Source organism: Nostoc sp. (genome assembly GCF_036917575.1).
Lineage (GTDB): Bacteria > Cyanobacteriota > Cyanobacteriia > Cyanobacteriales > Nostocaceae > Nostoc.
On sequence record NZ_JBALDC010000038.1, the window covers coordinates 64001 to 78304 of the forward strand.

At 41.1% G+C, this 14304-nt stretch carries 11 protein-coding genes and 1 pseudogene; 7 read left to right on the forward strand and 5 right to left on the reverse strand.

Annotated features, from left to right (window positions below; all coding sequences use genetic code 11):
• The first annotated feature begins 78 nt into the window (after nt 1–78).
• Entirely contained in the window at nt 79–759 is a 681-nt protein-coding gene (locus V7K79_RS08640) for an HAD family hydrolase (protein WP_335046599.1), read from the forward strand.
• Nucleotides 760–934: 175 nt separating this feature from the next.
• Here V7K79_RS08640 and V7K79_RS08645 read toward each other — a convergent pair whose 3' ends face one another.
• The gene (locus V7K79_RS08645; protein WP_335046601.1) at nt 935–1561 is read right to left on the reverse strand and encodes a CPP1-like family protein; all 627 of its coding nucleotides are present in this window, start codon (nt 1559–1561) and stop codon (nt 935–937) included.
• Between the two features lie 643 nt (nt 1562–2204).
• Here V7K79_RS08645 and V7K79_RS08650 point away from each other — a divergent pair.
• Complete coding sequence (locus V7K79_RS08650) at nt 2205–2912, forward strand: response regulator transcription factor (protein ID WP_335046603.1); 708 nt, start codon at nt 2205–2207, stop codon at nt 2910–2912.
• Between the two features lie 681 nt (nt 2913–3593).
• On the opposite strand, the pseudogene V7K79_RS08655 reads toward V7K79_RS08650, so the two are convergent.
• A pseudogene (locus V7K79_RS08655) lies at nt 3594–3785 on the reverse strand (DUF2811 domain-containing protein); the annotation flags it as partial.
• 471 nt (nt 3786–4256) lie between these two features.
• On the opposite strand from V7K79_RS08655, the gene V7K79_RS08660 reads away from it, so the two are divergent.
• Nucleotides 4257–5531, forward strand: coding sequence for an MDR family MFS transporter (locus V7K79_RS08660; RefSeq protein ID WP_335046605.1), 1275 nt, complete (start codon nt 4257–4259; stop codon nt 5529–5531).
• A gap of 26 nt (nt 5532–5557) precedes the next feature.
• On the opposite strand, the gene hisIE is transcribed toward V7K79_RS08660, so the two are convergent.
• Nucleotides 5558–6208, reverse strand: coding sequence for a bifunctional phosphoribosyl-AMP cyclohydrolase/phosphoribosyl-ATP diphosphatase HisIE (hisIE, locus tag V7K79_RS08665; RefSeq protein ID WP_335046607.1), 651 nt, complete (start codon nt 6206–6208; stop codon nt 5558–5560).
• Between the two features lie 232 nt (nt 6209–6440).
• On the opposite strand from hisIE, the gene hemL reads away from it, so the two are divergent.
• Together hemL and V7K79_RS08675 are read left to right on the forward strand one after the other, a co-directional pair.
• Nucleotides 6441–7739, forward strand: a complete 1299-nt coding sequence (hemL, locus tag V7K79_RS08670) for a glutamate-1-semialdehyde 2,1-aminomutase (RefSeq protein WP_335046610.1) — start codon at nt 6441–6443, stop codon at nt 7737–7739.
• Between the two features lie 707 nt (nt 7740–8446).
• Entirely contained in the window at nt 8447–9349 is a 903-nt protein-coding gene (locus tag V7K79_RS08675; protein ID WP_335046612.1) for a polysaccharide deacetylase family protein, read from the forward strand.
• A 79-nt stretch (nt 9350–9428) separates the two neighbouring features.
• Here V7K79_RS08675 and V7K79_RS08680 read toward each other — a convergent pair whose 3' ends face one another.
• Nucleotides 9429–10346, reverse strand: a complete 918-nt coding sequence (locus V7K79_RS08680; protein ID WP_335046615.1) for a fasciclin domain-containing protein — start codon at nt 10344–10346, stop codon at nt 9429–9431.
• A gap of 739 nt (nt 10347–11085) precedes the next feature.
• Here V7K79_RS08680 and V7K79_RS08685 point away from each other — a divergent pair.
• Both V7K79_RS08685 and V7K79_RS08690 read left to right on the forward strand, forming a co-directional pair.
• Entirely contained in the window at nt 11086–11880 is a 795-nt protein-coding gene (locus V7K79_RS08685; protein ID WP_335046617.1) for a glutathione S-transferase, read from the forward strand.
• Nucleotides 11881–11961: 81 nt separating this feature from the next.
• On the forward strand, nt 11962–13692 hold the full coding sequence (locus V7K79_RS08690) for an ATP-binding protein (RefSeq protein ID WP_335046630.1): 1731 nt from the start codon (nt 11962–11964) through the stop codon (nt 13690–13692).
• Nucleotides 13693–13803: 111 nt separating this feature from the next.
• Here the strand turns inward: V7K79_RS08690 and V7K79_RS08695 are convergent, their stop codons facing one another.
• Nucleotides 13804–14202 (reverse strand): RNA-guided endonuclease InsQ/TnpB family protein, encoded by a 399-nt coding sequence (locus tag V7K79_RS08695; RefSeq protein ID WP_335046619.1) that lies wholly within the window; start codon nt 14200–14202, stop codon nt 13804–13806.
• Between the last annotated feature and the right edge of the window lie 102 nt (nt 14203–14304).

Genomic DNA, 14304 nt, shown 5'->3' on the forward strand with positions numbered 1-14304 from the left:
CAATTAGTTGAACTTGATAGTCTCGAAAAATACTCATACATCTGAGATAATTTTAATAAAAATTAACATTTTCCGCCGATGCTAAGACTGATTACTGACTTCGACGGCCCAATTATTGACGTTTCCGAACGGTACTACCGTGTTTATCAATTCTGCTTAGAGAAAACCCGTCGCCCAGATCAAGTAGTGCAAGAACTTCCGAAAGCAGAATTTTGGCAGTTCAAGCGATCGCGTGTTCCTGAAAAACAAATCGCTTTAAATTCTGGGTTAGACGAAGCTCAAGCTCAAGAATTCGCCCAGTTGCGACGGCAAACTGTGCATACAGAACCTTACTTTCACTATGACACTCTCGCGCCTGGTGCTGTGGATGCACTATTAAAAATTCAACAAGCTGGAATTGATTTGGCAGTGATGACGATGCGCCGATTTCGGGAACTAGATTATGCCTTTCAAAAACACGATTTAGGGAGATTTTTCCCAGAAAATCGTTGTTATTGCTTGACTAACGACTACGTTAAAACTCGCGATATTGAAGATAAACCCTTGTTGATGGCTAGGGCATTACAAGAACTGCCCCCGTCTACTGATACCTGGATGGTGGGCGATACGGAAGCCGATATTACCGCAGCTAAAAATTATGGGGTTAAGGCGATAGCTGTGGAATCTGGAATTCGCGATCGCACCCAACTAGAACTTTATCACCCCGACTTAATCGTTAAAGATTTTAGCGCTGCTGTAGATTTAGTTCTAAGAGCTTAACACCTTGTTTAAAAAGGTATTGTAGCTGCAAAAAACTCAATTAACCAGCATTCGGGTTGCAAATTAAAATATTAAAATAGGAGTCAGAATATATATTCTGACTCCTGACTTTTTTATTTTAGAAGAACACACATAAACCATGTCTTCTTTATAGATACCTGTTTATAGCAGTGGTTTAACGTAGAAAACTGCTAACTAACCACAACAATATAAACGTCACTACAGTAGAGAACTGATTAGTTTCCAGACTAATAAATGATATTTGTGGTAAAAGCCAGCTAGCTACTAGTCCCCCAACGATTAAGCCAATTATTAAACTGACTAGGGTGAACAGAACTGCTCGGCCAAATTTGCCTTCCTTGCGATTAAGAAAGTAAATACTAGTGCCTACACCAACTACCAATGCTAACTGCAAAACCTGATCGCCTCCCTCTGGATAGAACAGGCTAATAGAACTCAAACCGAGAAACCAAGCTCCTGGTAAGAGTATATCCGCAGGCGTTGGCTGATCCAACATCCGTTGCAGCCATGCGGGTGACTGCTCACGAGGGGTTGGACTTTCTTTCGGAGGCGATTGCACTCGCAACTCTGGAAACCGTATCCGCTCAGGGACTTTGATTTTACCTTCCTGGCGCATCCGCAAGCGATCCATTAAAATCGCATCGTAAGCAGCCTCAATTACTTCTAAATGCTTAGTATCGCCATTATGTTGATCGAATAGACGATTTCGAGCATCCTGAATTTCATCGAAGCTAGCCTCTTCTGATACCCCAAGTTTTTCGTAGGGATTTTGATCGCTCATGGGAGTTTATTACTTCAGCCTCAGTCAAGCCGCAGTCTTTTATCGAATAAAAAACAGCTTTAGGTTTTATTTTGATCGAAACTAAAGTCTCGACCTATTTATATGCCCTACCAGGATAGTAGCACGGGTTAGTTTGATCGACTTTGTAATTTCAACTATAGTCACTTTAACATATCGCTATAACTCCGTGTATACCCTCATGCCGTTGTCTAATTCTGGCTCTAATCTAGAATTTGAACGGAGAGTACCTAAAATTCATCGTTTTTATGAAAAAATCAAATTTACTGTTTCAAATTTGGCAACTTACTGTGCCCTAGAAGAGTTTTTTTAATTATACTGAATAATCGCTTGTGGTATATATCCACATATCGATTTAAAATTGAAACGTTTTAAGTTACCACCTAACTGGGATCGAGAAGGTGTCTTGCTATCAAAAACGGTTACAGTTAAAGTCAGAGCGCTTATATACTGTTGGCTAATAGAAGTTTCGCCTTCTCATTGTCCACAATCCTGATTAAAGTATTTATTTTTGAACGATCAGGATTCTTATACCGTAGCCATGTAGATTCTTAATTAGTCCCCAAGTGGCAACTGCGTTTTTACGCAACTCTCTTGTTAATCTTACGAATTTTTGTGCAAAGTAATGGTCACGGCTCCTGCCAAGATTCTTGTAGTTGACGACGACCCTGCGGTTCGGAATTTAATCCAACGCTTTTTGATTAAGCAGAACTATCAGGTGGAGGCTGCCGAAGATGGAAAGACAGCCTTAACTCTATTTGAGCAATTTAACCCTGATTTGGTGATTCTAGATGTGAATTTACCAGATGTCACAGGGTTTAACCTCTGCCAAGAGATGCAAAGTCGTAATGGTGTTTTTGTTTTGATGTTGACTAGCCGTGCTGACGAAGCCGATAAAATTCGCGGTTTTGCTAAAGGTGCCGACGACTACCTCACTAAGCCTTTTGGGCTAGGTGAGCTAGAAGTCAGAGTCGGAGCTATTTTGAGGCGTCAGCGAGTGATAACTACAGCCGAGCAGAAACGCTTGGTATTTGAAAAACTTATGATCGATCCAGTGCGACGGGAGGTAGCACTTAATAACCAAGCAGTACCCTTAACTGCTCTAGAATTTGACTTGTTGCATTTTTTAGCTAGTCATCCAGGCCGAGTTTGGCGGCGGGCAGAACTAATCCAAGAGGTGTGGGACTATGAATATGTCGGCGACCAGCGGGTTGTAGATGTTCATATCGGTCAAATTCGCAAGAAGATTGAAATCGATGCTAGTCAGCCAGCATTAATTCAAACTGTACGTGGCGTAGGCTATAAGTTTGAATCTGCCGCTCTCCCCCAGTAGTTGGAAGGCAAGTCCTGAGTTTATAGTCTAGAGTTTTTTAACTCTTAGACTGTTAACTCTTAGGGAAGCCATTAGTGAATTTCTTTGGCTTTAGTAAAAGACAAATTGAGACAATCAAAATAGGTAGATATTTTTCAAATACAGACCAAACAGTTATTTGAGATATTTATTTATCCATTTAAGACAGTGGACAGGGGAGAGAGTTTACTGGAAAATATTTCTTTATATGTGACTGTTTTGGTAAATATAACGGCGTTTAGATGGGAGTTTGTAGGGTACATAGCTGTGCATTAGCGTCAACTTAAGCTAAAGTCCCCTTAAAATTCCGTTTATAGCCTCTGTCTGGAAATGCTACTTTATTGGGCTGCTACTGTAAGTCAGGGAACCAGCAGCCTCAAAATAGGTATTCCCAGTCGGAGACTGAGAACAAAGGTAAATTCTGCCCTATTACCAACTACCTTTGGCAATAAGAGAAACTATTAGAACTTTTTTAAGGATCGGAATCTACCGATCTTTTTTATTGTAATATTGCCGATCGCTATAAGCTTGAAATCCCGTGAATGGGGCACGGCATACCGTGCCCCATTCATCAGGGAATAATGCCCTTCATACCAGTACCTATGGGGTGTCTAGTAAATTAGCTGTTGCTGGTGAGTCGGTACAGGGCATTTCTACTGTGGAGTGGTGAAACAAAGTTTCTAGATAAACTCGCGCAGCACGGCGATCGCTATCTCCATTTTGGAGTAAAAATAATGATAGCGCCGCCGTCAATACTCTGTTTTCATCCCAATCAGGATGGGTTTCTAAGTAGTTTTTTAAGGATTCGTGGAGTGTTTCAGGAATTTCTGTAAAGATGCTAACCGTTGCTTTCATAAGATTTTCCTCCTATGAGGATAATCAAGAGGGACAAGTTGCTTGCGGTAAAGCGGTTTAGGGCTTCACAGGATCTTTTGCTATCCCGACAATCTGCACTTACATCTGATAGTAATATATTTTACATACTTTGATGTTAACAGTTGAACGGATTACAAAAGCAAGCCGCATCATTGTGCGCCAAGAGGGGGTGGGTTTGTCAATGCTGCGAAATGTTAAAAACGATTGTATAAAAAACAAATACGAACGAAATAATCAGACTTTAAGCCAATTTTTTGTTACTTTACTTCACATAAACTCAGTCCCTAAACTTCTTTGGTATTTGTAATCAACAATCCCCAGCAAGATAGCAGGAAGCCTATTAGCTCGTATAGCACCTGTGGAAAACTGCTAAAATGCCTGTGGAAACCCTGTGGAATTAGTGAGGAAAATAGTAGCCAATGATAAGAATTACCAAAATGTCATCAAACTATGACATTTAAGCTGATGAAATTAGCTTCTCAATCTCAGTTATCATCATGGTTGCCGTCGATACATCCCCAGGTCTGGATTTTCGCAATTGGTAGATTTCTCTCGGAAGTTGGTACTGGCTTTACCGTGTTTTACGCCCCCATCTTTTTTGTTAATCAACTTGGTTTATCTGCAACCAGTGTAGGGGTAGCCTTGGGTAGCGCTTCGATTTCCGGCATTGTCGGGCGGATTGCAGGTGGTTCTTTGGCTGATTCTGAATACTGGGGACGCCGCCGCACTTTGTTGCTAGCGACGGCGATTTTAGCAATTGCTTCTTTAGTTTTAGCTGCAACCGATAATTTCACTTCTTTGGTAATCGGTAGCTTAATTAGCGGTTTAGGAATAGGTTTCTATTGGCCAGCAGCTGAAGCTGTGGTTGCTGACGCTAGCCAAATTGACAATCGTCGGGAAACTTTTGCGATCGCCCGACTAGCTGATAATCTTGGGTTAGCGATCGGAATTGTGCTAGCTGGGTTTTTGATCGCGATCATTGGGAATTATCGATGGCTATTTGTGATTGATGCCATCTCTTTTATGCTATTTTTTGGAGTTGTCTATGTAGGGATTAATGATACTGAACAACAGCACATAGAGGAATCTGAAAAGACAGAACTTTTTGCTGCTTGGAAGGCAGTATTAAAAGATGGGCGTTTCCTAGTCTACATAGTAGTTAATATATTCTTTACAATCTATATTTCTCAAATCCACAGCACCCTGCCGCTTTACTTCAAAAATTTTGTCCTTGTCGAAAGTACTGCCAAGGGATTTACTGAAACTACGATTAGCGGACTATTTGCTTGGCATCTAGTGTTGGCAATTATTTGTCAGTTGCCTGTCACCAGCATCTTAAAACGCTGTTCTCACACATTCGCACTCACTGTTTCTGCGATTTTCTGGGCAATTGGTTTTGGACTGATTTGGCTAAGTGGTACAGTCTCAGATCATCATCTGCTTTGGGTAATATCAGCATTGGGAGTATTTGCTGTGGCAATTGTTTCTTATACCCCATCTGCTGCCTCTTTAGTAACTGAGTTAGCCCCAGAAAATCAACGCGGCGTGTATTTCTCTGTCAACGCTTTATGCTGGGGTGTTGGCTATTTTATTGGTCAACCCTTAGGTGGATGGGCATTAGATCAACCACAAATTATTACTAATACTTACTGGCTAGGCTTCATCTTCAGTGTAGCGATCGCAGTGGCAATTTTACAGTACCTTCAGCGAATTTTGGCTGAGTAAGGGCGCACAGATATACGCTTATCCCTCTATTGACGACGTTCTTGCAGCTTGCGATATACCGATTTTAAATCAACTTGATGGTGAGCTAAAGCAACCAAAGTATGATATAACAAATCAGCCACTTCACCTGCGATCGCATCTGCTTCATCATCTTTAAAAGCCATTACCACCTCAGCAGTTTCCTCACCAATCTTTTTCAAAATTTTGTTATCGCCACCTGCAAATAGTTTACAGGTATAAGAACTTTCAGTAGGATTATCGCGGCGATCGCATATTATTTGAAACAATTGTGACAAGGTATCTCCTGGTGGTGGAGCAATTTTTCCTTCTATTTGGTGAAAACAACTGCGCTCACCAGTATGGCAGGCAACATCTCCTAATTGTTCTACCCCAATGAGCAGCGCATCACTATCACAGTCATAACGGATACTTTGCACTTTTTGGATATGCCCAGAAGTCGCCCCCTTGTGCCACAATTCTTGCCGAGAACGACTCCAAAACCAAGTTTCTTCAGTTTCTAAAGTCTTTTGCAACGACTCCTGATTCATCCACGCCATCATCAGGACAGTACCATCTAGATAGTCTTGGACAATTGCAGGCACCAGACCCCGTTCATCGTAGCGAATTTTCTCAATCGGGATAGTGTAATGCAGCGATCGCGAATCCTTAGAAGACATACCAGCTAGTTTGCTCTCATGAGAAGAATTTATGGATTCACGATACCATTTAGAATAGGCTAGCTGGTATATTTTTTGGAATTAAATATCTAAAATCAAGTCTTCATTGGACTTGCATAACATAGTATTGTTATTTTTTTGGTTCAGCTAATTTTATAGGATAGAAATTCTAAGCAGTGTTTGACCCTATCCTAAGATAGAGCGTTTTATTGCCCACTGTTAGGAGAGAACTTTGGTAAATACCACAATTAAAACAACAAAATCACAAGAAGTCTTCACCTCTGCTCAAAATCTCATGCCCGGAGGAGTCAGTTCTCCAGTTCGTGCCTTTAAATCTGTGGGCGGACAACCTATCGTTTTCGATCGTGTTAAAGGCGCGTATATTTGGGATATAGATGGCAATAAATACATAGACTATGTAGGCACTTGGGGCCCAGCTATTTGCGGCCATGCTCATCCAGAAGTAATTGCCGCGTTGCATGAAGCTTTAGAAAAAGGTACTAGTTTCGGCGCTCCCTCAGTTCTAGAAAATGTTTTGGCAGAAATGGTCATCGATGCCGTTCCTAGCATCGAAATGGTCAGATTTGTCAACTCTGGAACTGAAGCCTGTATGGGAGTTTTGCGGCTGATGCGAGCTTTCACCAATCGAGACAAAATCATTAAATTTGAAGGTTGCTACCACGGACACGCCGATACGTTTTTAGTAAAGGCGGGTTCTGGTGTTGCCACACTTGGCTTGCCAGACTCACCGGGAGTACCTAAAGCAGCAACTAGCACTACTCTAACTGCACCTTTCAATGACTTAGAAGCAGTTAAAGCTTTATTTGAAGAAAACCGCGATGAGATTGCTGGTGTGATTCTTGAGCCAGTCGTCGGCAATGCTGGATTTATTGCGCCTGACGCTGGCTTTTTAGAAGGATTACGGGAACTTACTCAGGAGTATGGAGCATTATTGGTATTTGATGAAGTGATGACAGGCTTCCGCATTGCTTACGGTGGCGCTCAACAAAAATTTGGCGTCACTCCCGATTTAACAACCTTGGGTAAGGTGATTGGTGGTGGTTTGCCAGTGGGGGCTTATGGCGGTCGTCGAGATATTATGTCAATGGTTGCGCCTGCTGGCCCCGTATATCAAGCTGGGACTCTTTCTGGTAATCCTTTGGCAATGACTGCTGGTATTAAAACTTTAGAATTGCTGCAAAAGCCAGGTACTTACGAGTCTCTTGAGCAGATTACTAAAAAGCTAGCAGATGGTTTGCTGCAAATTGCTAAAGAAACTGGTCATGCCGCTTGCGGCGGTCAAATCAGCGCCATGTTTGGCTTATTCTTTACCTCTGGCCCAGTTCATAACTACGAAGATGCGAAAAAGTCTGATACAGCTAAATTCGGACGCTTTCATCGCGGAATGTTAGAGCATGGTGTTTACTTAGCACCCTCTCAATTTGAAGCTGGGTTTACGTCTTTTGCTCACACTGAAGAAGATATTGAGCAGACTTTAGCAGTTGCACGGGATGTAATGTCGAGCCTGTAACCTGTTCGTTAAGGGATTTCTAAATAAAAAGCATCCTGTTACCTGTTGTGGGGTGAGCATCTTGCCCCACAAAATAGATGATTTATAAGAAGTCATTTTTTTAAGAAACAAGGGTATGGAATTTTGGACTTACTCTAAAGCATTATTTGCAGAAATTTTAGCTGGTTATGGTGTTCGATGGTCTTGCGCGGTTGGGGATCGAGGAAATTTTCTAACAGGTTTGCTCTCTACCGTCAATACTCAAGGAAGGTCACATCTTTGTCATAATTTCGCAATGATTTCGTCAATAAAATATGCAATATTGAGCCTACATTAAAATTCATAGTTAATAAGGTAGGATTAATAAATTATAGGTAGTTAAGTCCTTCGCGACTAAGAAGTAGCAAGCGTTGTGGCTATTGTTTTTATATGCGTTAAAAAATTGAATTACACATTATTTTAATTGCCTTTTACAGTTCTCAAAATTCCCCTCATGCTCCATAAGTTACAAAAACTAACGCCTAAGAAGGTTCTCACCTTCTTGGTGAGGGTTTTGCTTATAGATATTAGATTATCCATTTGGTAAAGTATTTTTTCAAAGTCTGGGTTGGAGCTAACTTTAAAAAATATACCAATTATAACTGTAGCTTGTATGGCAAGGCTTACAGAGTAGAAACTGCCATAAGTATTGTGAAAAAAAGATAGTTTGACCTTGAAGGAGCTGTAAAGTGGACGACAATAAGTCATTTTTTGGTCTGCAAAAAATATTAGTTACGTTGCTTGTCTTGAGTGGCAGTGTGAGTGTCAGCACGATGATGCTTATTAAGTTAAGTTCCTCTAATGCTCAAAGTACAGTGAATACAAGCAAAGTTGGAGTTCAGCAGCAGATTGAAGACCTAAAAGCGACGATGCTTCAAAGTTGGCAGCAACAAGCACAAACAAAAGGTTTTTCATATACTTTGCCACAGCGTTTTCAAGGGGCAATAGTTGATGCGGCAAAATTGACTCCTGAACAGAAAGTAATTGCGCTCACCTTTGATGATGGGCCATGGCCTGAAAGTACTGCACAAGTACTGGATATTCTCAAAAAAAATCAGATCAAAGCGACATTTTTTCTGATTGGGCAAAACGTGAAGAATTATCCAGGCTTAGTCAAGCGGGAGATTGCTGAGGGTCAGGTAATTGGTAATCACACTTGGCATCATTGGTATCAATTCTTAAATCCACAAGCAGCTGCCTATGAAATTGACCACACAGCAGACTTGATTTATCAAGTGACAGGGATTAAAACAAATTTATTTCGACCACCAGGGGGAATCATGCACAATGGGGTGGCTAGTTACGCTAGAAATAGCAAATATGCCATCATTCGCTGGTCATCTGATTCTGTAGACTACTCACGTCCTGCTGTACCAAAATTAATTAATAATGTGTTTAGGAAGGTCAAGCCAGGTGGAATTGTGCTAATGCATGATGGTGGTGGTAATCGTTCTAAAACTGTGCAAGCTTTACCAGAAATTATTGCTAACTTTCGGAAACAGGGCTATAAGTTTGTTACTATTCCTGAACTTTTAGAAATGCAAGATAAAGATCAAAAGCTGACTGCAAACAAAAAAACCGTCCAAAATTAACATCTGAACGGAATTTTAATGTGTTAATACTTTATGCCAATCTGGTTATGATGTTGTCAGTTGTACTGATACTGCACAACTACAAGTCAGGAGGTAAAATCACCTGATCGATCGCGTGGATTACGCCGTTACTACCTGTGATATCTGCCTGTGTGACTTTAGCATCATTAACGGTAACACCAGTAGCAGGATCAACTTTAACGTTGATTACACCACCTTCAAGGCTTTTAACTTCGCCAGACTTCAAATCAGTAGACAATAACTTACCACTCACCACATGGTAAGTTAAAATCTTCAGCAATACTTCTTTGTTATCCGGCTTTAACAATTCTTGCAAAGCATCTGGTGGCAACTTAGCAAAAGCTGCATCTGTGGGTGCAAAAATAGTTAAGTTATCTTTGCCTTGTAAAGTTCCGCTCAATCCTGCTGCTTTCAAAGCCTTCGTCAACGTGGTAAAGGAAGCGTTTGATTCTGCCAACGCTAACAAGTTTTTGCCTTGATTATCGCTTGCCCCTGGCCCTGGTGGAGTTGTAGTCGGTGTCTGAGTGGGTGGTGTGGCAGGTTGAGTTTGTGGGATAGGACGTGGGGTGCGGGGTGGTTTACTAGGGGGTGTAGGTTCGCTAGGGGGTGTAGATTCACTAGGGGGTGTAGGTACACTGGGGGGTGTAGGTTCACTAGGTGTCACACTACCACCACCACGCTTATAGGGAGGCTCATTGAAAATACTTGGTTTAGGATTTAGTGTTCCACCACTATTCTGTGCTACCGATTTGCGTTTGGTATTGCCCTTTTCTATTTGAGAAACAGCCTCAGCAGTTGTGTATTGAGTGTTTGTTTGAAGGCGTTGACCTCGGTTATAGGGGGCTTCGTTGAAAATACTAGGGTTAGGATTTAGTGCCTCTTTCGCGTCAGATGGTAAAGTCATCAGGACGCTGAAACTACTCAACCCTGCTATGCCTGCCAACGTGGTCAGCAATTTGCTGTAATTTGTCTTCATAAATTTTGTTTGTCTTTTTGTCCACAGATTACATAAAGATTTATAACATTTTGCTATGCACAAAATCTAACTCAAGAGGGAAGTAAGATTTTTCTTTATAAGAATTTGTGCTTTTGAGATAAGATGTTTAACCTTAAACTGTCGCCGAGAAGTATGAAATATATCTACCATATATTTCATGTAAGTTGAGCAAATTTTCTTGATAACACCAAAATGAGTTAGAAAGCCCTATTCGGTGTCATGTAAATTCTAAGAAAGTGTAAAAATCTCATATCTACAAGTTATGAGTTAGAATGAGCTTTCGAGAAAATTATACTTAAAAGACAATTTATATACCAACTTCTACGTAAATTAATAGTTAATTCATAAATTATAAATCACATAGGGAAGAAGGCTATATTTTAGAATTGACCATTGATTATTCAGCAAAAGTAGAAAAATTAATTACTGAAATATTTTAATTTAGACTAACGGTGACAGAAATTGAAGTAACTGTTGAAGATCCACGAATCAAGAGTTAGGTTTATATATGCTGAATAAAATTACTTAGTTATTCGATTTTTTAACCAATCAGAAAGCAATACTTTTTTAAATTGATAATTTTGCCAAAAATCAGACATCAGTTAAACCCTAATCTCAATTAAATAGATAACTAAGCAACTAATACCAATAAAAATTACTTAAACTAAAGATACAATTGTAAAGTTAAGAAGTTGACCAGTTACAAGAGATAGTATATATGCTGGAATTATACCAATGGGAACTCTCTCAATACTCAGAGAAAGTGCGCCTAATTCTAGATTTTAAAGGACTCGATTATCGCAAAATCGAGGTTACGCCTGGGATTGGACAGGTAGAATTGTTCCGGCTGACTGGTCAAAAACAAGTGCCAGTATTAAAGGATCGTAATAGATATATTGCGGATTCTACGGAAATAGCTAAGTATTTAGATTTAGAGTATCCCGATCGCCCCATAATACCGCAAGATCCTAAACAACGAGGTTTAACTTTATTAATAGAAGAATGGGCGGATGAGTCTATAGGCATCAAAGGTCGCAAAGCATTATTTGCTGCCATAAGTCAAGATCAAAATTTCCGTAAGTCGTTATTACCCACCTCAACACCAGATATATTTAAAAGTCTGGTTCAAGGAGTACCTACTGACTTACTGACAGTATTGGGTTTTGGCGTCGGTTACAGCCCAGATGTTATAAAGTCAGCGATCGCATCTTTAAAACAAGATTTGGAAGCCTTAACATTATTATTGGCAGATAGTCCTTATTTAACAGGAGATGAGCCGACTTTAGCTGACTTAGCAGTGGCTAGCTTATCGATATTACTCAAGTTTCCTCCTGGGCCCTATCTGGATTTACCAGCTTCTATCAGAGGTAAAGGACTGCCAATCTTTGCCGAGAATATAGATTATGCACCATTCTTCACCTGGCGCGATCGCCTTTACGCCCAATTCCGCACACCGTTAATTAGTACCACTCCACCAACAGGAAGTGCGCCAACTTCGATTCAGATTGATTAGGTAATTGGGACTGGGGATTGGTGACTGGCAGATAATAACTCAAGACAAATGACAAATGACAAATGACCAATGACTAATCAGATGAATTCGGCACAGCCATTAGGTTCGGTCATTCAAGGTTCTCTAACTGAAGGTTTAGAAGTACGATTGCATCCTGACATTTCTGTGGAAGATATGCGGGTGGGTAAATTTCTTGTTGTGCAAGGGATGCGATCGCGCTTTTTTTGTATGCTGACAGATGTAGCATTGGGAGCTGCTAATGCCCGAATTATTGCTAATCCCCCCAGTTGGGAAGACACTTTTTTACGAGATGTTTTAGCCGGAAGTGGTACTTATGGTACTATCAACCTCGCGCCGATGTTGATGTTCACTCCCGAAACTGAAGAATCTTTCTCCCCAAAAAATGGTAAATCGACAAATCCTTTCCTGCCATCGGTGACGGGTTTAGCTTCATTTATGCCACAAACCAGCACGACGATAGAATTGTTGCCGGTTAAAACTATTCCTAGTCACTTTAGTCAAGTTTACGAAGCAAGTGTTGAGGATTTTCGCCGGGTATTTGGTTGGGAAGATGACCCCCAAAGGCGCAATTTTTCCATCGGCAAACCATTGGATATGGATGTGCCAGTTTGTATCGATTTGAATCGCTTTGTGGAACGGAGTAATGGGGTTTTTGGGAAATCTGGTACTGGTAAATCCTTTTTAACGCGGCTACTTTTAGCTGGTGTTATCCGTAAAAATGCAGCAGTCAACTTGATTTTTGATATGCACTCAGAATATGGTTGGGAAGCTGTCGCAGAAGGGAAGAACGTTAATACAGTTAAGGGATTAAAGCAACTTTTTCCTAGTAAAGTAGAAGTTTATACCCTCGACCCGGAATCGACAAAGCGTCGGGGTGTGCGTGATGCTCAAGAACTTTATTTGAGTTACGAGCAAATAGAAGTTGAAGATATTAAGTTATGTAGCCGAGATTTAGGACTCTCTGACGCAGCCTTAGATAACGCCAATATTCTGTATAGCGAATTTGGCAAGTCTTGGATTGTCCAGTTGCTAAATATGACTAACGAAGAAATCGAGATGTTCTGCGAGGAGAAGCGGGGACACAAAGGCTCGATTATGGCATTACAGCGCAAACTCTTGCGGATGGATAGCTTGAAGTATATGCGAGCAGTTTGCCCACAGAATTACATTAGTAAAATTGTGCAATGCTTGGAATCTGGGAAGAATGTTGTGATAGAATTTGGTTCCCAGTCTAATATGCTCTCTTATATGTTGGTGACGAATATGATCACCCGCCGTATTCACGAGCATTACGTCAAGAAAGCAGACAAATTCCTGCAAAGCAAAAATCCAAGCGATCGCCCCACCCCATTGATGATTACCATTGAGGAGGCGCACCGTTTCCTTGACCCAGCTATCGTCCAAAGTACTATCTTTGGGACTATTGCCCGCGAACTGCGAAAGTATTTTGTCACACTTTTGGTAGTCGATCAACGTCCATCAGGCATAGATAATGAAGTTATGTCGCAAATTGGGACTCGCATTACCGCTTTGCTAAATGATGAAAAAGACATTGAGGCGATTTTTACAGGGGTATCCGGTGGTAGTGGACTGCGATCGGTGTTGGCAAAGCTAGACTCGAAACAACAAGCTTTAATATTAGGTCACGCCGTTCCTATGCCCGTAGTAGTCCGTACCCGCCCTTACGACGCAACTTTTTATGCAGAAATTGGTGAACCAGCCTGGGAAGAAAAACCTGACGCAGAAGTATTCGCTGCTGCGGAACTAGCCAAAGCTGACCTTGGATTTTAGATTGTCAGTTGTCTTTTGTCCTTTGCAAATAACCAATACAACTCTTAGAGAGACTGCGCCAATGACTACGCTCAGTACAAGTAAGCAACTCAGGTCTAAAGACACTGAGCTTTAGCCCAGATCGAACATACCAAACAAGGACATTTGTCCAAGCAACTGGCACGTCAACCCCGGACTTTCAGGCTGGATTACAGACAACCCCAAAGCAGCAATATTTTTAGCAGCGTTTATATCAGCATTATGCTCAAACCCACAATGCCCACATTTGAAAAACTTACCACTGCGGAAAGATTTGCCCTTAATTGGGTGAATATGTCTACAACGGGAACAGGTTTGACTTGTGTAAGCAGGTGGAACAAATACCACTGGAACTCCAGCAATATTAGCTTTGTACTCAACAAACAAACGCAGTTGATAGAACGCCCAATTATTAGTTCTACGACGCTCTACTTTACTTCTAGGTTTGGTATTGAGCGACTGTCTAATATTAGTCAAATTCTCAAAAGTCAAGACCAGGATTGGTTGAGTCGATGGGGGATATTATTCCCTGCACCTCTCAGTTAGATCCGTGCGTACCCGTTTCCGTGTACACGGCTCCCGATGTTCTTAGCT

What these genes read in the sequence shown, in the direction of transcription:
- V7K79_RS08680 (WP_335046615.1), bottom strand. Translation starts at nt 10,346, where the DNA reads ATGAAGACAAATTACAGCAAATTGCTGACCACGTTGGCAGGCATAGCA.
- hisIE (WP_335046607.1), bottom strand. Translation starts at nt 6,208, where the DNA reads ATGTCTTCTAAGGATTCGCGATCGCTGCATTACACTATCCCGATTGAG.
- V7K79_RS08645 (WP_335046601.1), bottom strand. Translation starts at nt 1,561, where the DNA reads ATGAGCGATCAAAATCCCTACGAAAAACTTGGGGTATCAGAAGAGGCT.
- V7K79_RS08685 (WP_335046617.1), top strand. Translation starts at nt 11,086, where the DNA reads ATGCTGGAATTATACCAATGGGAACTCTCTCAATACTCAGAGAAAGTG.
- V7K79_RS08690 (WP_335046630.1), top strand. Translation starts at nt 11,962, where the DNA reads ATGAATTCGGCACAGCCATTAGGTTCGGTCATTCAAGGTTCTCTAACT.
- V7K79_RS08640 (WP_335046599.1), top strand. Translation starts at nt 79, where the DNA reads ATGCTAAGACTGATTACTGACTTCGACGGCCCAATTATTGACGTTTCC.
- V7K79_RS08660 (WP_335046605.1), top strand. Translation starts at nt 4,257, where the DNA reads ATGACATTTAAGCTGATGAAATTAGCTTCTCAATCTCAGTTATCATCA.
- V7K79_RS08650 (WP_335046603.1), top strand. Translation starts at nt 2,205, where the DNA reads ATGGTCACGGCTCCTGCCAAGATTCTTGTAGTTGACGACGACCCTGCG.